This is a genomic window from Bradyrhizobium sp. 6(2017) (genome assembly GCF_011058295.2).
GTDB classification, from domain to species: Bacteria; Pseudomonadota; Alphaproteobacteria; order Rhizobiales; family Xanthobacteraceae; genus Bradyrhizobium; species Bradyrhizobium septentrionale.
Window position 1 is genome coordinate 9,095,911 of the sequence record NZ_CP049289.2, and the last position, 26,723, is coordinate 9,122,633.

At 65.0% G+C, this 26,723-nt stretch carries 23 protein-coding genes; 9 read left to right on the top strand and 14 right to left on the bottom strand.

The genetic code is table 11. The features are described 5' to 3' along the window. The first annotated feature begins 79 nt into the window (after positions 1-79). A complete protein-coding gene (locus G6P99_RS43215) occupies positions 80-1,642 on the top strand; it encodes an AMP-binding protein (protein ID WP_029077651.1) in 1,563 nt (520 codons plus the stop codon). A 200-nt stretch (positions 1,643-1,842) separates the two neighbouring features. On the opposite strand, the gene G6P99_RS43220 is transcribed toward G6P99_RS43215, so the two are convergent. From G6P99_RS43220 to G6P99_RS43255, 8 genes are all read right to left on the bottom strand, one after another. Further along, a complete protein-coding gene (locus G6P99_RS43220; RefSeq protein ID WP_414645607.1) occupies positions 1,843-2,793 on the bottom strand; it encodes an alpha/beta fold hydrolase in 951 nt (316 codons plus the stop codon). Between the two features lie 172 nt (positions 2,794-2,965). Continuing rightward, on the bottom strand, positions 2,966-5,092 hold the full coding sequence (locus G6P99_RS43225; RefSeq protein WP_165126465.1) for a hybrid sensor histidine kinase/response regulator: 2,127 nt from the start codon (positions 5,090-5,092) through the stop codon (positions 2,966-2,968). Positions 5,093-5,495: 403 nt separating this feature from the next. Further along, complete coding sequence (locus G6P99_RS43230) at positions 5,496-6,266, bottom strand: thioesterase family protein (RefSeq protein WP_029077654.1); 771 nt, start codon at positions 6,264-6,266, stop codon at positions 5,496-5,498. After that, entirely contained in the window at positions 6,266-7,234 is a 969-nt protein-coding gene (locus G6P99_RS43235; RefSeq protein ID WP_029077655.1) for an NAD(P)H-dependent flavin oxidoreductase, read from the bottom strand. Before G6P99_RS43235 ends, G6P99_RS43230 begins: the two co-directional genes overlap by 1 nt. 172 nt (positions 7,235-7,406) lie before the next feature. Beyond that, positions 7,407-7,904: a hypothetical protein gene (locus G6P99_RS43240; RefSeq protein WP_051345930.1), complete on the bottom strand. Its 498-nt coding sequence runs from the start codon at positions 7,902-7,904 to the stop codon at positions 7,407-7,409. A gap of 124 nt (positions 7,905-8,028) precedes the next feature. Further along, the gene (locus G6P99_RS43245; protein WP_029077657.1) at positions 8,029-8,610 is read right to left on the bottom strand and encodes a YqaA family protein; all 582 of its coding nucleotides are present in this window, start codon (positions 8,608-8,610) and stop codon (positions 8,029-8,031) included. 69 nt (positions 8,611-8,679) lie between these two features. Then, on the bottom strand, positions 8,680-9,075 hold the full coding sequence (hisE, locus tag G6P99_RS43250) for a phosphoribosyl-ATP diphosphatase (protein WP_029077658.1): 396 nt from the start codon (positions 9,073-9,075) through the stop codon (positions 8,680-8,682). A gap of 116 nt (positions 9,076-9,191) precedes the next feature. Beyond that, complete coding sequence (locus G6P99_RS43255) at positions 9,192-9,626, bottom strand: hypothetical protein (protein WP_029077659.1); 435 nt, start codon at positions 9,624-9,626, stop codon at positions 9,192-9,194. Between the two features lie 249 nt (positions 9,627-9,875). Here G6P99_RS43255 and G6P99_RS43260 point away from each other — a divergent pair, with 249 nt between their 5' ends. The 7 genes from G6P99_RS43260 to G6P99_RS43290 all read left to right on the top strand — a co-directional run bounded on the left by G6P99_RS43260 (position 9,876) and on the right by G6P99_RS43290 (position 19,360). Continuing rightward, entirely contained in the window at positions 9,876-10,925 is a 1,050-nt protein-coding gene (locus tag G6P99_RS43260; RefSeq protein ID WP_029077660.1) for an ABC transporter substrate-binding protein, read from the top strand. 281 nt (positions 10,926-11,206) lie between these two features. Then, positions 11,207-12,985 carry a glucan ABC transporter ATP-binding protein/ permease gene (locus G6P99_RS43265; protein WP_165126468.1) on the top strand — a complete coding sequence of 593 codons (1,779 nt, stop codon included), beginning with the start codon at positions 11,207-11,209 and terminating at the stop codon, positions 12,983-12,985. 202 nt (positions 12,986-13,187) lie between these two features. Further along, positions 13,188-14,603, top strand: coding sequence for a D-alanyl-D-alanine carboxypeptidase family protein (locus G6P99_RS43270; protein ID WP_029077662.1), 1,416 nt, complete (start codon positions 13,188-13,190; stop codon positions 14,601-14,603). Positions 14,604-14,784: 181 nt separating this feature from the next. After that, on the top strand, positions 14,785-16,467 hold the full coding sequence (locus tag G6P99_RS43275) for a long-chain fatty acid--CoA ligase (RefSeq protein WP_029077663.1): 1,683 nt from the start codon (positions 14,785-14,787) through the stop codon (positions 16,465-16,467). Positions 16,468-16,492: 25 nt separating this feature from the next. Beyond that, entirely contained in the window at positions 16,493-17,050 is a 558-nt protein-coding gene (locus G6P99_RS43280) for a DUF924 family protein (protein ID WP_029077664.1), read from the top strand. A gap of 108 nt (positions 17,051-17,158) precedes the next feature. Then, a complete protein-coding gene (locus tag G6P99_RS43285) occupies positions 17,159-17,644 on the top strand; it encodes a peroxiredoxin (RefSeq protein ID WP_165126471.1) in 486 nt (161 codons plus the stop codon). 492 nt (positions 17,645-18,136) lie between these two features. Next, complete coding sequence (locus G6P99_RS43290; RefSeq protein WP_051345931.1) at positions 18,137-19,360, top strand: calcium-binding protein; 1,224 nt, start codon at positions 18,137-18,139, stop codon at positions 19,358-19,360. Positions 19,361-19,434: 74 nt separating this feature from the next. Here the strand turns inward: G6P99_RS43290 and rnhA are convergent, their stop codons facing one another. From rnhA to ispH, 3 genes are read right to left on the bottom strand one after another with little or no spacing between them, the layout of a single operon-like run. Next, the gene (rnhA, locus tag G6P99_RS43295) at positions 19,435-19,896 is read right to left on the bottom strand and encodes a ribonuclease HI (RefSeq protein ID WP_035975789.1); all 462 of its coding nucleotides are present in this window, start codon (positions 19,894-19,896) and stop codon (positions 19,435-19,437) included. Continuing rightward, the gene (locus tag G6P99_RS43300; protein WP_165126474.1) at positions 19,884-20,864 is read right to left on the bottom strand and encodes a homoserine kinase; all 981 of its coding nucleotides are present in this window, start codon (positions 20,862-20,864) and stop codon (positions 19,884-19,886) included. Before G6P99_RS43300 ends, rnhA begins: the two co-directional genes overlap by 13 nt. Positions 20,865-20,869: 5 nt before the next feature. Next, positions 20,870-21,844, bottom strand: coding sequence for a 4-hydroxy-3-methylbut-2-enyl diphosphate reductase (ispH, locus tag G6P99_RS43305; RefSeq protein WP_029077668.1), 975 nt, complete (start codon positions 21,842-21,844; stop codon positions 20,870-20,872). A gap of 229 nt (positions 21,845-22,073) precedes the next feature. Between ispH and G6P99_RS43310 the strand changes: the two genes are divergently transcribed. Next, positions 22,074-22,772, top strand: a complete 699-nt coding sequence (locus tag G6P99_RS43310) for a DUF1013 domain-containing protein (RefSeq protein ID WP_029077669.1) — start codon at positions 22,074-22,076, stop codon at positions 22,770-22,772. 108 nt (positions 22,773-22,880) lie between these two features. On the opposite strand, the gene G6P99_RS43315 is transcribed toward G6P99_RS43310, so the two are convergent. The 3 genes from G6P99_RS43315 to G6P99_RS43325 form a co-directional block, all read right to left on the bottom strand. Further along, positions 22,881-23,996, bottom strand: a complete 1,116-nt coding sequence (locus G6P99_RS43315; protein WP_165126477.1) for an acyltransferase family protein — start codon at positions 23,994-23,996, stop codon at positions 22,881-22,883. 42 nt (positions 23,997-24,038) lie between these two features. Continuing rightward, the gene (locus G6P99_RS43320; RefSeq protein WP_029878796.1) at positions 24,039-24,311 is read right to left on the bottom strand and encodes a hypothetical protein; all 273 of its coding nucleotides are present in this window, start codon (positions 24,309-24,311) and stop codon (positions 24,039-24,041) included. A gap of 417 nt (positions 24,312-24,728) precedes the next feature. Next, positions 24,729-26,639, bottom strand: coding sequence for a propionyl-CoA synthetase (locus tag G6P99_RS43325; RefSeq protein ID WP_165126480.1), 1,911 nt, complete (start codon positions 26,637-26,639; stop codon positions 24,729-24,731). Positions 26,640-26,723 lie beyond the last annotated feature (84 nt).

Genomic DNA, 26,723 nt, shown 5'->3' on the forward strand with positions numbered 1-26,723 from the left:
TTCCCTGCAGCCTTGTGTTAGCGTTGCCCGCAACATTGGCACGAGAGAAGCCAAAGACAAAGGCGGGAGGAAGAACAAGATGAGCAATCCGCTCTATGCATTTCCGGCGGTGTGCGAGCAGACCTTGCGGGCGCTGGCACGCTATCCGTCGCGCACGGCCTTCGCCTGGCCGGGCGGCTCGCTCAGCTATCAGGGCGCGACCGACCTGATCGGACGGATGCAGAGCGTGTTCATGCGGTTCGGCTTTGCGCCGGGCACCCGCGTCGCCTTTCTCACCGCCAACCGCGCCGACACCTGGTGCGCCGGCGTCGCCGCGCAATTGTCGCGGCTCGCGATCACCTGGCTGCATCCGCTCGGCTCGCTCGACGACCAGCTGTTCCAGATCGAGGATTCCGAGGCCGAGATGCTGATCGTCGACGGCATCACGTTTCGCGATCGCGGCGGCGAGCTCGCGACCAAAGCGCCCGGGCTGAAGACCGTGTTCACGCTCGGCCCGGCAGATTACGGCGCCGACCTGCTGCAGGCGGTCGACGCCGCGGGCAGCGCGAGCCCGAAGAACTTCGCTGGTGCGGACGACATCTCGACCCTGAACTACACCGGCGGCACGACAGGCAAATCCAAGGGCGCGCTGCGCCGTCACCGCGAATATGGCGGCTTCGCCGCCGCCATCCTCGCCGACTTCGAGATTCCGGAAACGCCGCGCTATCTGACGGTGGCGCCGATCAGCCATGTCGCCGGCACGAAGGTGCTGCCGACGCTGATGCGCGGCGGCACCGTGCACATGCTCAAGGGCTTCGATCCGGAGGCCGTGTTCAAAACCATCGCGCGCGAGAAGATCAACTTCACGCTGTTCGTGCCGACCATGATCTATGTGATGCTGGATCATCCCGCGCTCGACAAGACCGACCTCTCCTCGCTCGAGCTCCTGCTCTACGGCGCGTCCGCGATGTCGCCGAGCCGGCTGGTCGAGGGCATCGAGCGGATCGGCCCGGTGTTCTCGCAGCTCTACGGCCAGACCGAATGCTATCCGGTCTCGGTGCTGCGCAAGGCGGATCATGATCCAAAGACGCCGGAGCTGTTCCTGTCCTGCGGCTTCCCGATCGCCGCCTGCCAGGTCAAGATCCTCGATCAGGACGACCAGGAGGTCGCGACTGGCGAGGCGGGCGAGATCTGCGTGCGCGCCACGCATGTGATGGCCGAATACTGGAAGCGGCCCGACATCACCGCCGAGACGCTGAAGAGCGGCTGGCTGCACACCGGCGACATCGCGCGCATGGATGAGCGCGGCTACATGTTCATCCTCGACCGCAAGAAGGACATGATCGTCTCCGGCGGCTTCAACATTTTTCCGCGCGAAGTCGAGGATGTGCTGTCGCAGCACGCTGATGTTGCGATGGTCGCGGTCGTCGGCGTGCCCGACGACAAATGGGGCGAGGCCGTCACCGCCGTCGTGGTGGCGCGCGAGGGTGCTGTGCCCGACGCCGACGAGCTGATCGGCCTGGTGAAGGCGAAGAAGGGCTCGGCCCATGCGCCGAAGCAGATCCAGTTCGTCAAGGAGCTGCCGATGACCGGCGTCGGCAAGGTCGACAAGAAGGTGCTGAAGGCCCGCTTCTGGACCGGCCGCGACCGCATGGTGGGGTGAGCACCGCGGCGCGCACGAAACCTATCACCGTCATCCTGAGGAGGCCGCACAGCGGCCGTCTCGAAGGATGCACGGCCCCGATATTTCGGCTCGCACCCCAGGCCATCGCGGCGACAGCCGGGCCCCGTCGCCCTTCGAGGCTCGCTCCGCTCGCACCTCAGGGTGACGGGGAGAGGCCGCCGGCGGCGGCACATTCCACGTTACTCCTTGCGCTGGTCGAGACGCGCAAGGAAGCCGCGAACCAGCGTCGCGATCTCGTCGGTCGCTTCGTCGAGCGCGAAATGTCCCGCATCCAGGATGTGTACCTCGGCTCCCGGCACATCGTCGGCATAGGCGGTTGCGCCGGCGACGGTAAACGACGGGTCGTATTTGCCCCAGACGACGAGGGTTCGCGGCTGCGCCTCGCGAAGCCATTTCTGCCATAGCGGGTAGGAGGCCAGGTTTGTCCGGTAATCCAGGAACAGCGTGGTCTGGATGTCGGCCTGGCCCGGGCGGGACAAAAACGCTGCTTCGTCGACCCACAGATCCGGATCGTAGCGTTCGGGATGCGGGCTCGTTCCGACATGACGCTGGCGCGTCGCTTCGAAGGACGTGAAGTTGGCCTTGAGCTTGTCGAGCTCGTGCGCCGGATCCGCCCAGAATTTCCTGCGCGCTTCCCACAGCGGGCCCAATCCCTGTTCGTGGGCGACCGCATTCTGGACAATGATCGCGCGGACTCGTTCGGGGTGCGCAAGCGCCAGGCGAAAGCCGACCGGCCCGCCATAGTCCTGCATGAACAGCACATAGTGCGCGAGCCCGAGCTTTGTCGTGAACTCGTTCGTCACGCGCGCGAGATTGTCGAAGGTGTATTCGAAGCTGGACGGCGCCGGCGCGCTGCTGTTGCCGAACCCCGGATAATCAGGGGCAATCACGTGATATTTGTCGGCGAGAAGAGGCAGTAACGGCTCCCACATCCGCGATGAGGATGGAAAGCCGTGGAGCAGCAGCACAACCGGTGCGTCGGCGGGCCCCGCCTCGCGGTAGAAGATGTTGACGCCCAGGATATCCACCGCGTGATACGAGATCGACCGTCGGCTCGATTGCAGGTCGCTTGCCGAGGCCTGCATGGCCAAGCCGGCCAGAGCGGCAGACATCGCTATTCGGGTGGGCATCTTCATAGGGCAGCTCCTGGTGCTCGGCGTTCTTCGACGTGATGTGACCAACACCGATCACGCGCGCATCCTTCCCGCCCAGTCGGTCGCGCGCAGATCACGTTTCCGACATTGTCAGCCACGCGACGTAGCCAGGCCGCCGCCCTTCGCGACGCCGCGCAAGCGCGGCTCCTCAGGGTGACGGAGAGAGCGTGGAAGGCGTGTCGCGACTGTCGGCGCTGGTGGCGGCGGTGTGCTGACCGGCGCCCTGCCCCAGCAACTGATCGAGCCGCTCGCGCAGTTGATCCTGGTGGTAGGGCTTGGCCAACCGCGGCAGGTCGACCTGGATGCCGTCGGGCAATTCGGCATAGCCGGTGGCGAGCAGGACGGGAAGCTGCGGCCGCAGCTTGCGCGCGGCCGCGGCGAGCTCGATGCCGGTCATGCCGGGCATCACGTGATCGGTCATCATCAGGTCGATCTCCTGGTCGCTCCTGATGATGTCGAGCGCGTGCGGTGCTGAATTGGCGCCGATCACGCGATGGCCGAGGTCCTCCAGCATCTCCATGGTGGACATCGCGATCAACGGATCGTCATCGACCAGCAGGATCACCGCCGAGCGCTTGACGGTCTGCGCCGCAGGCGCCGGGCTCTCGGCCTCAGGCGCTGCGGTTGCGACCGGCAGCACCAGCGCGGCCGTGGTGCCCTTGCCGACCGCGCTCGACAGCTGCAGCGCGCCGCCGAGCTGCACCGCGAGCCCATGCACCATCGACAGCCCGAGCCCGGTGCCCTTGCCCACCGGCTTCGACGAGAAGAACGGCTCGATCGCCCGCTTCAGCACATCCGGCGACATGCCGGTGCCGCCGTCGACCACCGACAGTTTCAGGTAATTGCCCGGCTGCAGCGACGGATCGTTCTTCGCCTGCAAGGCCGCGAGGCTGATCTCGATCGTGCCGCCATCCGGCATCGCATCGCGCGCATTGATCGCAAGGTTGAGCACCGCGAGTTCGAGCTGGTTGGTGTCGACACAGGCCGGCGGCAAGCCGGCGGGAATGTCGAGCCGCAGCATGACGCGCGGTCCGAGCGAGCGCTCCAGCAGATTGCTCATGTCGCGCACCAGCGCGCCGAGATCGACCGGCACCGGGCGCAGATCCTGCTGCCGCGCGAATGCCAACAGCCGCTGCGTCAGCGAGGCGCCGCGCTCGGCACCCTGCAGCGCGCCGTCGACCAGCCGTCGCAGGCGCGGATCCTCCGGCATCCGCTTGCGCAGCAAGTCGAGATTGCCCATCACCGCCATCAACAGATTGTTGAAGTCGTGCGCGACGCCGCCGGTGAGCTGGCCGATCGCCTCCATCTTCTGGGAATGGCGGAGCTGCTCCTGCGCCCGCTCGCGCGCGGCGACCTCCTTCATCAGGTCGGCGGTGCGCTGCTCGACCCGCTGCTCCAGCGTCGCGGTGAGTTCGGCCAGCGCGGTGCGCTCAGCCGCGAGCTGCGCCAGCAGCGCCTCCCGCTCGATCTCCGCGGTCTTGCGCGCGGTGATGTCGGAGCAGACCCCGACCAGCGAGCGGATTCTGCCGTCGGGCCGGCGCACCGCGCGGGCGCGGACGTCGAGCCAGTGCTGGGTGCCGTCGGGCCAGATGTTGCGGTATTCGATCCGGTAATCCGCGCCGGTGCGCAGCGTCTGCGCGACGATTTTGCTGCGGCGGGCACGGTCGTCGGGATGCACCGCATCCAGCAGCTCCGGATAGGTGAAGGGATCGGCAGGCTTGCGCCCGAAGAATCTCTTGCAGGTCGGCGACGCTTCGAGCTCGAAATCCGGCATATGAAGTTCGAGCGCGCCGAGATGGCCGGCATCGAGCGCGGTCTGCAACAGGCCTTCGCTCTCGGTCAGATCCTCCAGGATCTGGCGGGTCTGATACTGGCGGCGGCGGCCGCGCACCGCCGCGGCGACCAGGCTCACCAGCGTGGTCGGATGAAACGGACGCTCGACGAAGGTGACATTGCCGAGCGCGCGGCCGAGCCGCGCCGCCTCGGGATTGCGCTCGGGCCCGCCGCCCTCGCTCATCAGCACGATCGGGAAATCCGACCATGACGGCTGCTCGTTCAGCCAGCGCGTCAGGCCGGCGAGGTCGGCGCTCCGGATCGCCTCATCGGCAATGATGGCAAGCCCCGCCCCGCTTGCGACCTGGCGCTCGAGAGCGGCGAGGTCGCCGCAGATATTGGCGTAGTAGCCGGCTTCCTTGATCAGATGGGCCGTCTTGACGGCGTCCCGCTCGCTTGCGGCAAGGATGACCGCGCGTTCCGAGGACGGGCCGGGCCTCATCGCGACCGCCCCTCGGGCTGCCGAGCTTCATCACGAACCGGCGCCACGTCACACCGCCGCCGGGCGGCCATGGCCACGATACCGGCGGTGGGATCGATGCGCATCATGGGGCCCCTCACGGGAGCGAAACTCGCTGGCGCTGCCAACCGTTCCCGGGAAACCGGGTTATTTTTGCTGCAAGGGCAGCCGCTTGGCAGGGCTCCCACACCGCGGGCCGGTCAACGACCCCCCCGCGCTATTAAGGCGCGGCTGATCCTCTCCTTCCCCCTGAAAGGGGAAAGGTCGGGATGGGGATCGCTGCAGGCGATGCCGTATGCGGAGAGAGCTGATCCCCACCCGCTTTACTCTGACGAGCAAAGCGACCTCCCCTTTTCAAGGGGAGGTTGGAGAAACGTAGTCCTAGCTAGCGCCGCTCGATCACCAGGCTCTGGACTGCCCGGCCGAAATAGCCGCGCTGGTCGGCGAGCCGCGACATCGCAAGGCCGGCGCCGTCAGGCCCGATCCAGGATTCGCCGTCGAGCAGGATCCAATCGCCGACCGGCTCGCGCGCCAGGCTCACGGTGAGGTCGGCGTTGATGAAGGTCCATTGGTTGAAATCGAGCGCCGGCGAGGTGCCGTTGGAGAAATCCGAGGCGACCACCGCGCGCATCGCCTGCGAGACGGCGGCGCCCGCGATCAGCGGCTGGTCGACGCGAAACCAGATCGCGCCCGGCCCGATCTGGCCGAAACGGCCGCGCGCGGCGCGCATCGAGATACATCTGACGAACGGGCTGCTGATGTCGCCCGGCTCGGCCGAGCATTGATCGGGCCCCGGAAGATCGACCGGGAGATCGGCAATCTCGGGCGGCAGCTCGGCCGCCTGCTGCTTGATCTTCAGCACACTGGCCGAGACCACCAGAACGCCGTCAGCGAGCAGCCTGACGCCGCAGAGCTGGATCTTGCGGCCGTCGCGCAGGATCTCGCTCTCGACCGTCAGCGGCGCCACCGGCACCGGACGCATCAGGTCGATCGTGACGCGCGCGATCCGCATCGGCACCGGCGCGGGGATGGCTTCGGCCGCCCACACCACGAGCGCCGCCGGCGCGGAGCCGTGCTGCATCCGCGGGTCCCATGGACCCGCGGCGTCGGGACTGGTGACGACGCGGTCGCCGTCAACGCGAAAGATCGGCTCCATCAGAGCGCCGGATCGACCGCTTCGTCATATTCCTTCCTGAACCGGGCAATCAGCTCGGCCGCAGGCACCACCTTGGAGATGCTGCCGACGCCCTGGCCCGAGCCCCAGATCTCCTTCCAGGCCTTCGGCTTGGCGCGCTCGCCGGACGAATCGGTGCCGAAGCTCATCTTCGAGGGATCGGAGGTCGGCAGGTTTTCCGGATCCATGCCGGCCGCGACAATCGACGACTTCAAGTAGTTGCCGTGCACGCCGGTGAACAAGTTGGAATAGACGATGTCCTCGGCGGACGAATTGGTGATCATGTTCTTGTAGCCCTCGACCGCGTTCGCCTCCTGCGTCGCGATGAAGGCGGAGCCGATATAGGCGAAGTCGGCGCCGATGATGCGCGCGGCGCGGATGGCGCGGCCGTTGGCAATCGTGCCCGACAGCGCAATGGGTCCGTCGAACCACTGCCGCGTCTCCGACACGAACGGGAACGGCGAGATCGTGCCGGCATGGCCGCCGGCGCCGGCTGCGACCAGGATCAGGCCGTCGGCGCCCTTCTCGATCGCCTTGTGCGCGAACTTCTGGTTGATCACGTCGTGGAAGACGATACCGCCCCAGCCGTGGACGGCCTGGTTGAGCTCCTCGCGCGCGCCGAGCGAGGAGATGATCATCGGCACCTTGTGCTTCTCGCAAAGCGCCATGTCGTGATCGAGCCGGTTGTTCGACTTGTGCACGATCTGGTTCACCGCGAACGGCGCCGACGGCCGCTCCGGATGGCCCTTGTCATAGGCGGCGAGCTCTTCCTTGATCCGGTACAGCCATTCGTCGAGCAGTTCCGGCGGGCGCGCATTCAGCGACGGAAACGAGCCGACCACGCCGGCCTTGCACTGGGCGATGACGAGGTCGGGCACGGAGATGATGAACAGCGGCGCCCCGATCACGGGAAGAGACAGGCGGCCCTTGAACAGAGCAGGCATGGACATTGGGTGCGGATCCTCGGGTTGGTCGTTGGTCTCGAATGCTGACCGTCATACCAACAAGAATCTTTCCAGTGTCAAGTATTGCGTTACGGCGCTGCGAAATGGATGACAAAACCTCATCCAGGCACAGCATTTTTCGTAGGCGTCTGGCATCCCAGACCTGGTTTTACCCGCGCTATTGGCAGACCGCCCCTGTCACGAAATTTTCGGTCTTGCAGTCGTTCGGGCCACGCTTGTGGCCGGGCAAATAGACCAGCGGCGAGCGTTTCTCGAAGGCGTCGGTATCGATGCCCTTGCCTTCCCGAAACCCCTGGCTCTGGCACAGCCGGTCGGCGCCGATCTTGCAATCCGGCGCACCGTTCGACGCCACCACGCAGGCTGCGCGTCCGGTCACAACCGTCGAGGGGCGCGCGATGTTCGAGAGGTCGTTGATGGTCGCGCCGGGGCTCTTCAGCTGCGGCAGCGCCGACTTCGACTTCTCGAACAGCTTTCCGATTTCGTTGATCAGCCCGGGATTCTCGCGCTCGACCGGCGCCGGAGGCAGTTCGATCTGTGGCGGCTGGGATTCAACAGGCTGCGACTGCTGCGACTGCACGCCGAGCGCGGGCGGCGCGGTCTGCGCCCATCCTCTGTCGATCGCAGGCAGCGCCATCGACAGCGCAAGGCCCGCCATCGCAACGCGCGCCCTGGCGGGATTGAGTCTCGCGAGATTCACCGGTCGTCGATTCCATCAGCCATCGCAGCGAGCGTAGTCCGAAGCCGTCCGCTGACAAAGACGCGAAGGGCTAGAACTTTGGTTAGATCAGCTTGAATGCGACAACAAAGCCCAGCACCAGCACGATCGCGCCGATCGCGACCCACAGGCCGAGCCGCTTCTCGAGCTCCGCGCGGATGACATCGCCATAGCGGTTAAGCAGCACCGCAACGAAGAAGAAGCGGCCGCCGCGCGCGACGATCGAGCACAGGACGAACAGCCAGATGTTGTAGCCGGCAAAGCCCGAGGTGATGGTCACGAGCTTGTAGGGGATCGGCGTCAGCCCCTTCAGCAGGATGATCACGGCGCCCCATTCGGCATAGGAGGCGCGGAACGCGTCGACCTTGTCGGACAGGCCGTAAAGATGGATCAGCCACTGCCCGAGCGAGTCGTAGAGCAGCGCGCCGATCGCGTAGCCGAGCACACCGCCGGCAACGGACGCAACCGTACAGACCGTCGCAAACCACCACGCCCGCTTCGGCCGCGCCAGCGACATCGGCAGTAGCATGATGTCGGGAGGGATCGGGAAGAAGGAGCTCTCAGCGAACGAGACGGCCGCGAGAATCCAGAGTGCGTAGGGCTTGTCGGCCGCCTCGACGCACCAGTCGTAAATCCGTTTCAACATGGGCGCGATGAACCATCATGGAGCGGATTTGTCCATGCCGGGATTGGGCTGATTTGGGACGATTTGCGGCTACCGTTTGCGCAGCCGGTTCTCCAGCGCGACAATTCGGCGCCGAACCACCGGGACGGGCGCGGTTTTGGGCAGCTTGACCGGCGACTTCGGCAGTTTCTCGGCGATCCCGAGTAGCCGCTCGCGCCGCTCCATCTCGCGCCAGACGTCCTCCGGCTTGACGCCGGCCGACGCCCAGAGAACGGTGAGGTTGTAGAACAGGTCGGCGCTTTCGCGGACCACGGCATCCGACTTGCCGGCGACGGCGTCGATCACGACTTCGATCGCTTCCTCGGCGAGCTTCTTGGCCATCTTGGCCGGGCCGCGCTGGAACAGCCGTGCCGTGCGCGACGTTGCCGGATCGAGATCCTTGGCCGCGATCACCGCCTGGTAGAGCCGATCGATCGAATCACTCATCCTTCGAACCTAATCGAAACGCGTCGCCAGCGTGTTAACGGCGCTCATGAAAAAATCCACCGGCCTGAGACCGGTGGATTGATCGTTTGTGACAGTTCTGAGAACCGCCGGCGGTCTCAGTACGGCGTATAGGGCAGTTGCGAGCGGCCCCCGTAATAGCCCTGGTAACCATACGGTCCGCCGCCATAGTAGACCGGGCCGCCGCCGTAATAGGCCGGACCACCACCGTAATAGCCCGGGCCGGCGTCGTAGCCGTAGGAGTCGTAATAGTCGCGGCGGCTCTGGGCCGCGGCGATCGCCAGACCCGTGCCGACGATCCCGGCGAACGCGGCCGCCGCAGCCGCGCCACCTCCGCCATAGTAGCGACGGCGCGCACTGATATCGGTCGCGCCGCTGGTGCCGAGCGATGTGGTCACAGTGGCCGCCTTGCCCGCCGGAGCAGAGCCTGCGAACGCCATCGTCGGCTCAACGGCCGACAGCGCCACCGCGGCAACCGTTGCCAATGTGGCTGCGCGGCCAATGGACGAAAAAACACCTTTTCGCGCAAACATTGCAGTCATCCTTTGTGGAAGCCGGCCCGACGGGCCATGGTTAGCTAACCACTACCTCCAGATTAGGTTCCCCAAACCGAATGCAAGCTGAACAACCCTAGGCGAAAACAAGGCAGTCATCGGCCGTTCACCTTGGCTGAGGCAAAATGCCTGCAAATAACGCTTGAAATTGCACGTTGCCCTGGCGCATTCGATGCCATGAAGCAGGCGCACCGGCGCGGCACTTTGTCTCGCCTCCCGGATGTCATGATGCAGGTAACTCGAACCATCGTTCTCCGCTGGATACTGGCCGGCATGATCGGCCTCGCGGGCGGCGCGTGGCCGGCCGTCACCTCGCTCCGCGCCAGCGACCAGCCGCTCGCCATCCAGTTCACACTCGACCGTCCACTTGATGCCGCCGCCGCGCCGTTCGTGATGGCGCAGACCGGCGGCCTGTTCAGCGCCGAGGCACTTGCGGTCGGCACCAACGTCGCCACCACCTCGGCAGACGCGATCGCACGGGTCGCCGACGGCTCGAGCGATTTCGCGCTGGTCGACATCAACGCGCTGATCCGCTTTCGCGACAAGCCTGGCGCTGCGCCCGTCAAGGCGGTGCTGGTCCTGTTCAACCAGGCGCCCTACGCGATCATTGCCCGCAAGAGCCGCGGCATCAAGGCGCTGGCGGATATGGAAGGCAAGAACCTCGGCGTCGCCGAAGGCGACCTCTCGATCCTGTTCTGGCCCGCCGTCGCCAAGCAGAACGGCATCAAGCTCTCGAGCGTGAAGCAGAACACGATCAGCGCCGCGGTGCGCGAGCCGATGCTGTCCGCCGGACAGGTCGATGCCGTCACCGGCTTCTCCTATCTCTCGGCGATCAATTTGCGGGATCGCGGCGTACCGGCCGACGATCTCGCGGTGCTGCGCTTCGCCGACTATGGCTGCGAGGCCTATGGCTTTGCCGTCATCGTCAGCCCGCGCCTTGCCGCCGCGAAGCCGGATGCGGTGAAAGGGTTCGTGCGCGCGGTGATCGGCGGCACCAACCTCGCCATCAAGGACCCGGGGCGCGCCGCCGGCGAGGTGGTGAGCCGGATGGATGGCGGCTCGCGCGATCTGGAGCTCGAGCGGCTGCGCGCCATCATCCGCGACAACATCCTGACCGGCGAGGTGAAGCGCGACGGCATCGGCGGCATCGAGGCGGCGCGCTTCGAGCGGTCGATCGACCAGCTCGCGGAGGATTTCAAATTCCAGAAGCGGCCGCACGCCGCCGACATCTTCGACGACCAGTTCCTGCCGCCGATCGACGGCCGGCTGGTGAACTAGGCACTCACTCCGTCCACGTCATTGCGAGCCACCCGGTCGGCGCGAAGCGCCGCCGGATGACAGGCTCCGCGAAGCAATCCATTGTCACCGAGCAAGCGGAAACGGGGATTGCTTCGTCGCTCCAGCGCAAAATTGCTTCGCAATTTTGTCGCGAGCTCCTCGCAATGACGGGGATTGAATAACGCGAGGAGCCGGCCATCGCCCGCTGGCCCTGTCTCGCGAACCCTGATTAAATCGCGTCCCGCCTGACCGGGCGTCCACCGCTTACGAGTCCCGCCGGCATGTCCATGCTCCGCCTCTATACCCGCGTCCTTGAACTGCTCGGCAAGGAGGCGCGGCTCGGCTGGATCCTGGCCGCCGCCAACATGCTGCTCGCCGGCGCGCAATTCGCCGAGCCGGTGCTGTTCGGCAAGATCGTCGATGTGCTGTCGGGCCGGCCGGTCACCGGATTGTTCGCGACGAACTCGGCATGGCCGCTGCTCGTCGCCTGGGCGGCGTTCGGCCTGTTCACGATCGGCTGCAGCGCGATCGTCGCATTGCAGGCCGACCGGCTGGCGCACCGCCAGCGCCAGGCCGTGCTGACCGATTATTTCGAGCACATCCTGCAGCTGCCGCTGACCTTCCACTCCGGCACCCATTCCGGGCGGCTGATGAAGGTGATGCTGAACGGCACCGATGCGCTGTGGCGGCTCTGGCTCGGCTTCTTCCGCGAGCATTTCGCCGCGATCATGTCGCTGATCGTGCTGCTGCCGCTCGCGCTCTACATCAACTGGCGGCTCGCCTTCCTGCTGTTCGCGCTCTGCGTCGTGTTCACCGTGCTGACCACGCTGGTGGTGCGCAAGACCTACGGCATGCAGAGCGAGGTCGAGGCCTATTACAGCGACCTTTCGGCGCGCGCCTCCGACGCGCTCGGCAATGTCGCGCTGGTGCAGAGCTTTGTGCGGATCGATTCCGAGGTGCAGGGCCTGCGCTACGTCGCCGACAAGCTGCTCGCGGTGCAGATGCCGGTGCTGTCATGGTGGGCGCTGGTCACCGTGATCACCCGCGCCTCGACCACCATCACGGTGCTGGCGATCTTCACCGTCGGCATCGCGCTCCACAACGAGGGCCTCACCACGGTCGGCGAGATCGTGATGTTCGTCTCGTTCGCCACCATGCTGATCCAGAAGCTCGAACAGGTGGTGAGCTTCATCAACAACGTGTTCATGGAAGCGCCGCGGTTGCAGGAATTCTTCGACGTGCTCGACGCGGTGCCGGCGGTGCGCGACCGGCCCGGTGCGGTCGATCCCGGACGGCTGTCCGGGCTGGTCGAGTTCAACAACGTCTCGTTCTCCTATGACGGCAAGCGGCCGGCGATCGAAGACCTCTCCTTCACCGCATTGCCCGGCCAGACCATCGCGCTGGTCGGCTCGACCGGTGCCGGCAAATCCACCGCGATCGCGCTGTTGCATCGCGCGTTCGATCCGCAATCCGGCATCATCAAGATCGACGGTATGGACATCCGCGCGCTGAAGCTGACGGCGCTGCGGCGGAACATCGGCGTGGTGTTCCAGGAGGCGCTGCTGTTCAACCGCTCGCTCGCCGACAATCTGCGCGTCGGCAAGCCCGACGCGACCGATGAGGAACTGCGTACCGCCGCGGCGCGCGCGCAGGCGCTGGATTTCATCGAGCGCAGCGACAAGAAATTCGACACCCATGCCGGCGAACGCGGCCGCATGCTGTCAGGCGGCGAACGCCAGCGGTTGTCGATCGCACGTGCGCTGTTGAAGGATCCGCCGATCCTGATCCTCGACGAGGCGACCAGCGCGCTCGACGCCGTCACCGAAGCCAAGGTGAATGCTGCTCTCGATGAAGTGATGAAGGGTCGCACCACATTTGTGATCGCGCACCGCCTGTCCACCATCCGCCACGCCACCCGCATCCTGCTGTTCGACCAGGGACGGGTGATCGAAAGCGGAACTTTCGATGAACTGGTGGCGAAAGGCGGGCGTTTTGCCGAGCTCGCGCGGGCCCAGTTCATGGTCCATGAGCAGGCACGCGCCGGCATCGAGACACCATAATTCCGGCTTTCCAATTGAGGCGGCTGCCGAAATTCAGCCGATTTCGTCCACGATATAATCCGTCGGCCTCTGTTCTCTGCTGGCAAGCCGGTATAGGGTTTGCATCGCCGCAACGCGGCGCCGGACACGCTTGAAACCCGTACGCTACAATCGCAAGACCTCCTTGTTTTAAGGCGGGTCTCAAAGGACCGGAACCGGACTCGTGCATTTTCCTCGCCCGCTGCGCCCGTCGTTGAAATGGATTCTGGCTGTTGCGATGCTCGCCATCGCAACGCCGCAGCTGGCGCAAGCCGAGGCGCTGCTGGTCGTCGAGGCCGATTCCGGCAAGGTGCTGCAGGCCGACAATGCGACGATGCCGTGGTATCCGGCGTCAATCAGCAAGCTGATGACGGCCTATGTGACGCTGAAGGCGGTCAAGGACGGCCGGGTGTCGCTCGACACGCTGCTCACGGTCTCGCCGACCGCGGCCTCGCAGTCGCCCTCGAAGATGGGCTTCCGGCCCGGCACCCAGGTCACCGTCGACAACGCGCTGAAGATGATGCTGGTGAAGTCGGCCAACGACATGGCCGTCGTGCTGGCGGAGGGCGTCGGCGGCTCGATCGACGGCTTTGCCGGGATGATGAACCAGACCGCGCAAAAGCTCGGCATGACGCAAACGAGCTACGTCAACCCGAACGGCCTGCCCGCCGACGGCCAGATCACCTCGGCGCGCGACATGGCGATCCTCGCCCGCGCCATCATCCGCGACCTGCCGGAATACGAATATTTCGTCCACATCCCGTCGATCCGCTTCGGACGCCGCATCACGCCGAACTTCAACAAGCTGATCGGCCGCTATCCCGGCGCCGACGGCTTCAAGACCGGCTTCATCTGCGCCTCCGGCTACAATCTGGTGGCCTCGGCGACGCGCGACGGCAAGCGGCTGATCGCCGTGGTGCTCGGCGCCTCCTCGGGCCGCATGCGCGCGATCCGCGCCGCGCAGCTCCTGGATCGCGGCTTTGCCAATAACGGGCTGGCGTGGCTGCGGCCCTCGCTCGGCACCGTCGACAATCTGGTGCCGATCGATGCCTCGCCGCCGAACCTGCGCGAGGAGATGTGCGGCGGCAAGCACAAGCGGCCGGCCAGCGACGAGGACGGCGAAGACACCGTCGCCAGCGCCGGAGGCTCGACCACCAACGGCGAAGGTGGCGTGAGCTTCTTCGCCGCCGGCCTGCAGGCCGCGATGCCGAAACCGTCAGAGATGCTGGCGCAGGCGCCGGCGGCGTCCGAGCCGGTCGTGGTTTATACGGGGCCGACCAAGACCGGCGCTGCGTTGATCGCCGCGGTCGATGCCGACACCGAGAAGATGCAGCCGGTCAAGCGCGGCAAGGCCAAGCACACCCGCGTCGCGGCCAAGAAGCCCGATGTGGCGGCCGACAAGGGCGACGCCAAATCCGACAAGCCGGCGGCCAAGCCGGCGCGTCATGCCAACGCCAAGCCGGATGCCGCAGCTGCGAAGCCGGCCGCGGACAAGCCAGCTGCCGCAAAGCCGGCCGCCAAGCCCGCGGCAGCGAAGCCCGTGGCGGCAAAGCCGAAGGCGGCCGACAAGCCGAAGGCCGACGCCAAGCCGGCCGGCTAACAGCGCAGCCGGCCCTCCTATTCCCCCGATGCGTCGATAGCGCGGCTTGCCATTGACCGCGGCATTGCTCAATACTGCCGAAAATAACGCGGCCAACAGCCGACCAAGTGCCGGCCAAAGCGCCGGAAACCCGGAAGCAATTCGGGACATCAGGCAATTTTGAGAGAGGGGATTGACCACCATGGAGCGCATCTGGCTCAAGCACTATCCGGCCGGCGTGCCCGCCGATATCGACGTCACGCAATATTCATCGCTGGTCGAATTGCTGGAAGAGAGCTTCAAGAAGTTCGCCGATCGCAAGGCGTTCATCTGCATGGACAAGTCGATCACCTATCGCGAGCTCGACGAGATGTCGTCGGCGCTCGGCGCCTACCTGCAGAGCAAGGGCCTGCAGAAGGGTGCGCGGGTCGCGCTGATGATGCCGAACGTGCTGCAATACCCGGTTGCGACCGCCGCCGTGCTGCGCGCCGGCTATGCCGTGGTCAACGTCAATCCGCTCTACACCCCGCGCGAGCTCGAGCATCAGCTCAAGGATTCCGGCGCGGAGGCGATCATCGTGCTGGAGAACTTTGCCACCACCGTGCAGAAGGTGCTGCCCAACACCGCGGTCAAGCAGGTGATCGTCGGCAGCATGGGCGACCTGCTCGGCTTTAAGGGCGTGATCGTCAATCTGGTGATACGCCGGGTGAAGAAGATGGTGCCGGCCTGGTCGATCCCGGGCGCGGTCTCGTTCAACGACGCGCTGTCGGCCGGTCGCGGCATGAAGCTCACCAAGCCCACGCTGACGCGCCAGGACGTCGCCTTCCTGCAATATACCGGCGGCACCACGGGCGTTTCCAAGGGCGCCACGCTGATCCACCAGAACGTGCTCGCCAACGTGCTGCAGAACGACGCTTGGCTGCAGCCGGCGCTGAAGAAGCCGCCGCATGTCGACAATATGATCATCGTCTGTGCGCTGCCGCTTTATCACATCTTCGCACTGACCGCGTGTTACCTGCTTGGCGTGCGAACTGGCGGCACCAATCTGCTGATCCCGAACCCGCGCGACATGGCCGGCTTCATCAAGGAATTGTCGAAGTACCAGGTCAGCTTCTTTCCGGCGGTCAACACGCTCTACAATGGCTTGCTGAACACGCCCGGCTTCGACAAGCTCGACTTCTCCAAGTTGAAGATCGCCAACGGCGGCGGCATGGCGACGCAAAGGCCGGTCGCGGAAAAATGGCTGAAAGTCACCGGCACCGCGCTGTCGGAAGGCTATGGCCTGTCGGAGACCTCACCGACCCTGACATGCAATCCAGCGACGATCGAAGAGTTCTCCGGGACGATCGGCCTACCCGTGCCGTCGACATGGCTCTCGATCCGTGACGACGACGGCAACGAGCTGGCGATCGGCGAGGCCGGCGAGATCTGCGCCAAGGGTCCGCAGGTGATGTCGGGTTACTGGAACAGGCCCGACGAGACCGCGCGTGTGATGACCGCGGACGGCTATTTCCGCACCGGCGACATCGGCGTGATGGACGAGCGGGGATACACCAAGATCGTTGATCGCAAGAAGGACATGATCCTGGTCTCGGGCTTCAACGTCTATCCCAACGAGATCGAGGAAGTGCTAGCGAGCCATCCGGGCGTGCTCGAGTGCGCCGTGATCGGCGTGCCCGACGCGAAGTCCGGCGAGGCGGTGAAGGCCTTCGTGGTCAAGAAGGACCCGAACATCACCGCCGAGGACATCATCAAATTCAGCGCCACCCAGCTCACCGCCTACAAGGTGCCGAAGCAGATCGAGTTCAGGACCGATTTGCCGAAGACCAATGTCGGCAAGATCCTGCGCCGCGAGCTGCGCGACGAGAAGAAGGCTGCGGCGTAAGAGACCGGCGAGGCGAGCGTTGGACATGACTGACGCGCGCCTCGCGACGCCGGCCGATATCATCACGTTCTGGCTAAAGGCTGGCCGTGATCGCTGGTACAAGCGCGACGACGCGTTCGATGCCGATATCCGCAGCCGCTTCCTCGCGACCTGGCAGAAGGCGGCTTCCGGCGAGCTGTCGTCATGGGAGGCGAACGACGATGGCGCCCTGGCGCTGACCATCGTGCTCGACCAGTTTCCCCGCAATCTGTTTCGCAACGACGCCAAGACCTTTTCCAGCGATCCGCTGGCGCGCGAGGTGGCAGGCCGGGCCATCGACCGCGGCGTCGACGCGCGGATCGATCCGCTGCTGCGCGAATTCCTCTATCTGCCTTTCGAGCATTCGGAGCATCTCGCCGACCAGCAGCGCTGCGTGTCGCTGTTTCGGCAATGCGGCGGCCATCCCGACAACCTCAGATATGCCGAGGACCACGCCGACATCATCCGCCGGTTCGGCCGCTTCCCGCACCGTAACCGCGTCCTCGGCCGCCAAACCACCGCGGATGAGCAGGCATTTCTCGACGCCGGCGGGTTTTCCGGCTGATGACGGAACGGTGACCAGCTTCCGGCATTGCCGTTCTTCCGCCAGGTCGTATTGTGCCGTTCCGCAGCCGGGTTTAAGAGAGTTCCGCTTCACCGAGGGAGAACACCGATGACGATCAATGTTGGCGACAAGCTGCCGGAAACCAAGTTTCGCGTCATGACCGCCGAAGGGCCGCAGGTCAAAACCACCGACGACATCTTCAAGGGCAAGAAGGTCGCCCTGTTCGCAGTGCCCGGCGCCTACACCGGCACCTGCCACAAGATGCATCTGCCGAGCATCTTCCTCAACGCCTACGCCTTGAAGAACAAGGGCGTCGACACCATCGCGATCGTCTCGGTCAACGACGCCTTCGTGATGAACGCCTGGAAGCGCGACACCGACCAGCGCGACGAAGCCGTGTTCCTCGCCGACGGCAATGCCGACTTCGCCAAGGCGATCGGCATGGAGCTCGACGCTTCCGGCAACGGCCTCGGCATCCGCTCCAAGCGCTACTCGATGCTGGTCGAGGACGGCGTGGTGAAGAAGCTCAACCTCGAGCCCGCCCCGGGCAAGGTCGAAGTCTCCGGCGGCGACGCGCTGCTCGGGCAGCTCTGAGCTGAGCTTTCGCCGCAAACCTGGCTGTCGTCGCCCGGCTCGACCGGGCGACCCAGTACGCCGCGGCCTCTCGTTTCAATCACCACTGTCTCTGGAATACTGGATCGCCCGCTTTCGCGGGCGATGACAGTTTTGGGCGTGGCGATAGCTGGGGATCGCCGCGTTGTAGCTTCGCAGGATGGGTAGAGCGCAGCGAAACCCATTGGCTTCGTGCCATGCATTGAGATGGTGGGTTTCGCTTCGCTCTACCCACCCTACGCAATCTGCGCTTGACCCACCCTACGCGGGCACGGCTACGTGCAATCTGTGCCGGATGGAGGGTTCCCTCCGCGGATCGGCTTTTTCGTCCCGCCTCCCCGGAACCTGCCGGAATTTCCCCGGCGCGCCGGTGTTTGGTCAACACGCAGAGCATTGATGCTGCGCCGACTTCGGCTCAAGTCGATTAAATTCCAACAACTTAATGTTCGGCCGCACTGATCAGGGAGGCCCGTCATGGCTGAAAATGCATCCGCGTTCATCGGATTCGTGCAGCTTTCCCCGACAAGCTATCAGTACACGATCACCTTGATCGACAACGGTACCACCCCGATTGGTACATTCTGGTTCTCCTGGTTGCCTGGCCAGGGCTACCTGAGCGAGATTCCGACCTTCGTCGCCCCTTCGGGATGGACAGCAAGCATCACGGATGGTGCCCCCCCGGCGAACGGCTACAGCGTCCGTTGGGTCGCAGACTCCACCGCCACCGCGCTGCAGCCCGGCCAATCGCTCACCGGCTTCACGTTCACGACTTCAATTGCGCCGAATGTACTTTTTGCAGATTCATCAATCCATCCGGGGGTTTTCGGCACGACATCGGTGGTCTATTCCGCCGGCCCCTTCAGCGACGGCGGCTTTGACCTGGTTGCCGGTCAATTGCTTTCCGGCTCGGCGAGCAATGACATCCTCATTGGAACGATCGGCGATGACGCGGCCTATGGCGGAAACGGCAATGATTACATCTATGCCTATGGCGGCGATGACACGCTGGTCGGTGGCGATGGGCTTGACGTGCTCCTGGGCGCAGAAGGCAACGACTTCATCTACGGAGGCACCGGGTTCAACTATCTGTTCGGTGGCAGCGGCGATGACACATTGATCGGAAGCGGCGGAGGGACGGCATCCGACGTCAACGTCATGTACGGCGGCGACGGAGCAGACTTTCTCTACGGCGGCATCGGCACCAACTATTTCTACGGCGGTACCGGCGTCGATACGATGGTTGGCGGCTCCGGTCTCAACATCTTCATCTCGTCGGGCGAGACGGACGGCAATTTCATCTACGGCGGTTCAGGCCAGAACTATGTTTATGGTTCGAACGGCGGCGACACGGTCACTGGCGGCGCAGGCGTCGACGTTTTCCTGATGGGGAGCGGCAACGACAACATCACCGGCGGTGGCGGCGTCGATTATGCCTGGGGCGGCGGCGGCTCCGACACGTTCACGATCAATGACAGCACGCCAGAGGTCATGGTTGTCCAGGACTTCAACACGGGCGGCGTCAACGACTTCGTGAACTTCGCCGGCACGTCACTGCATTCGTTCGCCGATGTTCAGGCGGCCGAGTTCTATTCGCCCGGAATCAACACGACCATCATCACCGACGCCGCAGGCAGTGCGGTCTGGCTGATCGGAATCGCGCCGGGACAGCTGGACGCCAGCATGTTCAAGTTTAGCTAAGCGCCTGGCACCGCAGGGTGGGTTTCGCTTCGCTCTACCCACCCTACGCAGCCAGTTAGCGGCGCGACCGCGCCCTAACTCTTCAGCCGCGCCATCGCCACGCCCTCGCGCGCGAGTTCGTCGGCGCGCTCGTTCTCAGCGTGGCCGGCATGGCCCTTGATCCAGTGCCAGCTCACCTCATGCGGCTTCAGCGCGGCGTCGAGGCGCTGCCACAGCTCGACATTCTTGACCGGCTTCTTGTCGGCGGTGCGCCAGCCGTTGCGCTTCCAGCCGTGGATCCAGCCGGTGATGCCCTGGCGGACATACTGGCTGTCGGTAGTGAGGTCGACCACGCAGGGCTTCTTCAGGGCTTCCAGCGCCGAGATCGCCGCCATCAGTTCCATGCGGTTGTTGGTGGTGTGCGGCTCGCCGCCCTTCAATTCCTTCTCGACGTCGCCGAATCTGAGGATCGCGCCCCAGCCGCCCGGTCCGGGATTTCCGGAGCAGGCACCATCGGTGAACACGATCACATGCGGCTTGTCGCTCACGCCGCGCATCCCGCCGGCGTGATGCCGTAGTCGCTGATGGCAGCGACGTTCTGCTGGAAGCGCAGCTTGCGGACGTATTCCAGCGGATCCTTCGGCTGCACCAACGCGCCTTCGGGAACGTTGAGGAAGTCGACCAGGCGCGTCAGCAGGAAGCGCATCGATGCGCCGCGCGCGAGCAGCGGCAGCGCGGCCTCCTCCGCCGCCGACAATGGCCGCCCGCGGCCATAGGCATTGAGTAGCGCGCGCGCCTTGGTGACGTTGAAGGAATGATCCGGCTCGAAGCACCAGGCGTTGAGGCAGATCGCGACGTCGTAGGCCAGGATGTCGTTGCAGGCGAACGGGAAGTCGATCAGGCCCGACAGCTTGTCGCCGAGGAAGAAGACGTTGTCGGGAAACAGGTCGGCGTGGATGACGCCGACCGGCAGATCGGCCGGCCACGCGGCTTCGAGATGATCGAGCTCGCGCGCGATGAAGTCGTGCAAGCCTGGCTGCACGCTGTCAGCCCGCGCGGCGGCGAGACCGAACAGCGGTCGCCAGCCGGAGACCGATAGCGGGTTGTTGCGGACCAGCGGAAAGTCGCGGCCGGCGAGATGCATTTTGGCCAGCGCCTCGCCGACGCCTCCGCAATGCGTCACGTTCGGCCGGCGCGGCCACACGCCTTCGAGGAAGTTGATGATCGCCGCGGGCCGGCCGGCGAGCCGGCTAAAGACCTCGCCCTTGCGGTTGCGCGCCGGCTGCGGGCACGACACGCCGCGCTCGGCGAGATGCGCCATCAGCGACAGGAAATACGGCAGGTCGTTCTCCGCCACGCGCTTCTCATAGAGCGTGAGGATGTAGGCGCCCTGGCTGGTGTGCAGCAGGAAGTTCGAATTCTCGACGCCCTCGGCGATGCCCTTGTAGGAGAGCAATTCGCCGATGTCGTAGCTGTTGAGGAATTCCGCGAGGTCTTCGGCGGCAACGTCGGTGTAGACCGCCATATGGTCTATTCCGCCGCGGCAGCGTCGGGCCGTAGCGAACGCGGCAGCGGGAAGAACTCGTTCTCTTCCGCGGCCGAGACCGTCTCCACGTGCAGTTGGTAGCGCTCGGCGAAGGCGCCCATGATCTCCTCGACGATCACCTCCGGCGCCGATGCGCCCGCAGTGATGCCGAGGCTCGTGATGCCTTCAAACCTGCTCCAGTCGAGATCGCTGGCCCGCTGGGCAAGAACCGCAATCGGGCAGCCCTCGCGCTCGGCGACCTCGCGCAGGCGCTGCGAGTTCGACGAGTTCGGCGCGCCGACCACGATCAGGGCATCGACCACCGGCGCCACCTTCTTCACCGCGAGCTGGCGGTTGGTGGTGGCGTAGCAGATGTCTTCCTTGTGCGGACCGTTGACGTTCGGGAAGCGCTGCTTGAGCAGCGCCACGATCTCGGCGGTGTCGTCGATCGACAGCGTGGTCTGGGTCACAAAGGCGAGGTTGTCGGGGTCCTTCGGGACGAAGGTCTTTGCATCCTCGGCGGTCTCGATCAGGGTCACGGCGCCCACCGGAAGCTGGCCCAGCGTGCCGACCACCTCGGGGTGATGGGAATGCCCGATCAGCAGGATCTCACGGCCGCGCTTGAAATGGATCGCCGCCTCGCGGTGGACCTTGGTCACCAGCGGACACGTTGCATCCAGCGAGAAAAAATTGCGGGATTTCGCCTCGGCCGGAACCGATTTCGGAACACCGTGGGCCGAAAACACCACCGGCGCGTTGGTATCGTCAGGGATTTCGGCCAATTCCTCGACGAAAATGGCGCCTTTGGTCTTCAGGCTGTCCACCACATACTTGTTATGGACGATCTCGTGCCGGACATAAACCGGGGCACCATAAATGGTGAGGGCACGCTCGACCGTGTCGATGGCGCGGACCACCCCTGCGCAAAAGCCGCGGGGGGAGCAAAGCACGATTCTAAGGTCGGGTTTTTTCGCTGACATCGGGCTGTCTCGGGGCAATCTCGGGACCGAATCACCCCTCGCCGGCGGGCGGGGAACGGCCAGTTAGGATAAGGACTTGGGACTGCTTTCGGGCTCTGTCAAGGCGATTTTGCTGGCCCATTGCGCCATTCCCCCCTGAGGGCTTATATAGGCGCCATAATTCCCGTCATCACCGATGACTACCAGCTTCGCCTCGACAGAGGTGGGCGAAGCACAAAGGAGATTTGCCATGAGCAACGCACCGCTGATGCCGAAGGCGACTGCCGTGTGGTTGGTCGACAATACCGCCCTCACGTTCGATCAGGTGGCCGATTTCACCAAAATGCACCCCCTGGAGGTCCGCGCCATCGCCGACGGCGACGCCGCCCAGGGCATCAAGGGCATGGACCCGATTTCCAATGGCCAGCTGACCCGCGAGGAGATCGAGCGCGGCGAGAGGGACCAGAACTATCGTCTCAAGCTGCAGGAGAGCAAGGTGGTGCTGCCCTCCGCCGCCAAGAAGAAGGGCCCGCGCTATACCCCGGTGTCGCGCCGCCATGAGCGGCCGAGCGCGATCCTCTGGCTGGTGCGCAACCACCCCGAGCTGAAGGACGCCCAGATCATGCGTCTGGTCGGCACCACCAAGACCACGATCGCCAGCGTGCGCGACCGCACGCACTGGAACGCCTCGACCCTGACCCCGATGGACCCGGTGACGCTCGGCCTGTGCTCGCAGATCGAGCTCGATTTCGAGGTGCAGCGCGCCGCCAAGGAAAAGCCGACCACGACCGTCTATGGCGGCGCCACGCTGCTGCCGGCCTCCGAGACCACGCGCAAGGACGAACTGGACGATCAGCCGATCGAGAAGCACGACGACCTCAACGTCGATGCCGTGTTCGCCAAGCTGAAAACGATCGGCGGCAAGAAGGCCGACGACGACGAACAGTAAGCGCGGACCGCGCAACTCGAAGACCGGAATACGAAACGCGGCGGGACAACCGGCCGCGTTTTTGTATGCGGGCATCAATTGCCCTGATCCCGCACGCGCCGGCTTCGCTCACCCGAACGAGAAACGCCGGTGGGCAAAGTCGAGCAGTGGACGTTCGAAATATCGATAGCTCAGCGCACACAGCCCAAACGTCAGGGCAAGCGCGGCGAAGGTCAGCAGGATGCCGGCGAGGCTCGTGACTGTCCTGGGTTGATGGAGCACGGCGAACAGCAGGTACACGATGACGTGGTGGGTGAGGTACGCCGCGTAGGACGTTCTGGCAAAGAAGTTCGCGACCGAGCTGCGCAGGATCGCGAGTTTTGCAGAGCCGCGATTTTCCAGAACGACGAACAGCAGAGAACCGAAGAAGATCTCGACCTGCGTGTGCGAGAACGCCACCGACCAGCGCTTCCACCCGAACAGCCACAGCAGGGGAAGCGAAACGCTCGACCATTTGAGGATCGCGGTGACGCGTCCGGAGATCTCGGCATCCGGCTTGCGATAGAGGCGCCACCAGGCGATCAGCGCGCCGATCGCAAGCGAATCGATCCTGAATTGCGGGAGCACGTACCAGCCATAGGCATCCGGCAGCGCGCTGTCGATCAGGCGCCCGATCGGGCAAATCAGGATCGGGACGAGCAAGATCGCGAACAGCCGCTCGGACGGGAAGTTCCGGACCAGCAACGGAAACAGCAGATAAAACTGCTCCTCAATCGCAAGCGACCAGGTTACGGCCAGCCAGTAAGCGCCATCGGTCTGTGCCTTGGCCATTCCGAAATTCTGCAAGCCGAACAGATACAGCCAGCCAGGCACGCCCCTGGTGTCAAACAAATGAGGGCTTAGCGAAAAATACCAGCCGATCGCTGCGCTGGCGCACATCAAATAGTAGAGCGGCCAGATGCGGAACGCACGCCTGCCGTAGAAGGCCGAATAGTATCGTTTGGCCGCGCGGTGCCGCAGCAGAATATCCGTGATGAGATAGCCGGACAGAATGAAGAAGAGGTCGACGCCGAAGCGGCCGACATGCAGCAGTTCCCACGGCCAGCGCTGCGGACCGTCCGGCGTCCCGAAATAGTGCCAGATGACGACGGTCAGCAGCGCGATCGCGCGCAGCCCGTCGAGCTCTCCGATCCTGTCACGTTCCAACGCGAGCTCGCCTTCCACATGCACAAGATCAGGTCTCATCCAGTCCGCGCATACCCCGCCGGCCGGGCCGTCATCACGCGCCTAGTGCCGGTCCGGATTGTTCATCATGTATTCGCCGAGATCACGCTGCCTCCGATCGGTGCGGGCTTCGGCGTTCTGTCGCTGCACGTCGCGGTCCTTGCGGCAGGCGACATATTCGGGCGAACCGACCGCAACCTTGCCGTTGGCCTGGCAGTACTGGTCGTCGTCGCCCATGCTCTCCGCAATCGGCGATCGGCCGCGCTCGAGGCAGCCTGCCAGCAGCGGCAGTGCGAGCAGCAATGCAAGGGGCGCGCGTGCGGAAATGGATCGCATCCGGTGGTCCGTATCTCGTGGGGTATGGCGTTGGAAAGCCGGGATGACCCGGCAATCCATCAAAATCAAGGCCGTTTTGCTTCTGGGTGCGTTTCGGCGAGACGCGATCGAGACGACCGGCGATGGATCCATCAATCATCTCGCCCGCGGCTTACCCCTCTCCCCAACCCTCCCCCGTCGCAAGTCGGGCCTGCCCGACTTGCGCAAATCAGTGGTGCGCAACCGGGGTAGACCCCGGTTGCGTGGGGGAGGGAGCCTGACGAGCGTGCTCACCTTACGTAGCAATACGCTGCCCAAATGTGAGGGACGCACCGGCGGAAGGGTTCCCTCCCCCCTTGCGGGGGAGGGTTAGGGAGAGGGGTGGCCACACGGCGTGGTCTCTCGGATGCTGCGCAACTTGCTCTCGCCCCGAAGGACCTACGCCTTGCCCTTCAGCGCCTCGCCGATTTCGTCGAGCACCTTGGGGTCCTCGATCGTCGCCGGCATGGTCCAGGGTTCGCCGTCGGCGATCTTCTTGATGGTGCCGCGCAGGATCTTGCCGGAGCGGGTCTTCGGCAGCCGCGCCACTGTGATCGCGAGCTTGAATGCGGCGACCGGCCCGAGCTTCTCGCGCACCAGCGCCACGACCTCCTTCTCGACGTCGGCGGGCTGCTTGGTCACGCCGGCCTTCAGCACCAGGAAGCCGCAGGGCACCTCGCCCTTGATCGCATCCTTGACGCCGAGCACGGCGCATTCGGCGACATCGGGATGCGAGGCCAGGATCTCCTCCATGCCGCCGGTGGATAGCCGGTGGCCGGCGACATTGATGATGTCGTCGGTGCGGCCCATCACCCAGACATAGCCGTCCGCATCCTTGTAGCCGGCATCCGAGGTCTTGTAGTAGCCGGGAAATTCGGTGAGGTAGGCGTCCCTGAAGCGATCATCCTGCTGCCACAGCGTCGGCAGGCAGGCCGGCGGCATCGGCAGCTTGATCACGATCGAGCCCATCGTGCCCGCCGCCACCGGCTTCGCCGCCTCGTCGACGATGTCGACCTGATAGCCCGGCATCGGCACCGTCGGCGAGCCGTGCTTGACCGGCAGCATGCCCAGCCCCACGGGATTACCCGCGATGCACCAACCGGTCTCGGTCTGCCACCAGTGGTCGATCACAGGCACCTTGAGCTGCTGCTCCGCCCACTCGACCGTCGGCGGATCGGCGCGCTCGCCGGCGAGGAACAGGGTGCGGAAGCTCGAGAGGTCGTAGCTCTTGAGCAGCCTGCCCTCCGGGTCTTCCTTCTTGATCGCGCGGAACGCGGTCGGCGCGGTGAAAAAGGCGACCGCCTTGTGCTCGCTGATCACGCGCCAGAACGCACCGGCGTCGGGCGTGCCTACCGGCTTGCCCTCATACATGATCGAGGTCGCGCCATGGATCAGCGGGCCGTAGACGATGTAGGAGTGGCCGACCACCCAGCCGATGTCGGAGCCGCACCACCAGATCTCGCCGGGCTTGACGCCGTAGAGATTATACATCGACCATTTCAGCGCAACGAGATGCCCGCCATTGTCGCGCACCACGCCCTTCGGAATTCCGGTCGTGCCCGAGGTGTAGAGGATATAGAGCGGATCGGTGGCCAGCACCGGCACGCAGGGCGCGGCCTTACCGGCATCGAACGCGGCGCGGCGCAGCGTCGCCCAGTCGTGGTCGCGGCCCGCGGTGAGCTCGCAACCCTGCTGCGGCCGCTGCAGGATGATGCAGGTCTCGGGCTTGGTGCCGGCGAGCCGGATCGCCTCGTCGAGCAGCGGCTTGTATTGCACGATGCGCCCAGGCTCGAGCCCGCAGCTCGCCGAGAAGATCAGCTTCGGCTTGGCGTCGTCGATGCGGGTCGCCAGCTCCTTGGCCGCGAAGCCGCCGAACACGACGCTGTGCACCGCGCCGATCCGCGCGCAGGCCAGCATCGCGACGACGGCCTCCGGCACCATCGGCATATAGAGGATGACGCGATCGCCCTTGGCCACGCCGAAATCCTGCATGATCGCGGCGAGCGTCTGCACTTCCTCAAGCAACTCGGAATAGGTGAATTTGCTGATCGTGTTGGTGAGCGGAGAATCGTGGATCAGCGCGACCTGGCTGGCGCGGCCGCCGGCGACGTGGCGATCCAGCGCGTTGTAGCAGGTGTTGACCACGGCGCCGGTAAACCAGCGTCCATAGGCGCCCATCGAGGGATCGAAGATCTTCTTCGCCGGCTCGATCCAGTCGATCTCGCGCGCCGCCTCCGCCCAAAAGCCCTCGGGGTCCCGAAGCGAGCGGGCATACACCTCATGATACCGGCTCATCTGCTGGCTGTTCATCGCGTTTCTCCCTCGCGCGGCCGCGCGTCATTTGCCGACCATTGTCACGGGAAGCGGCCGGGTTTCAAGCCGAAATGACCGCGA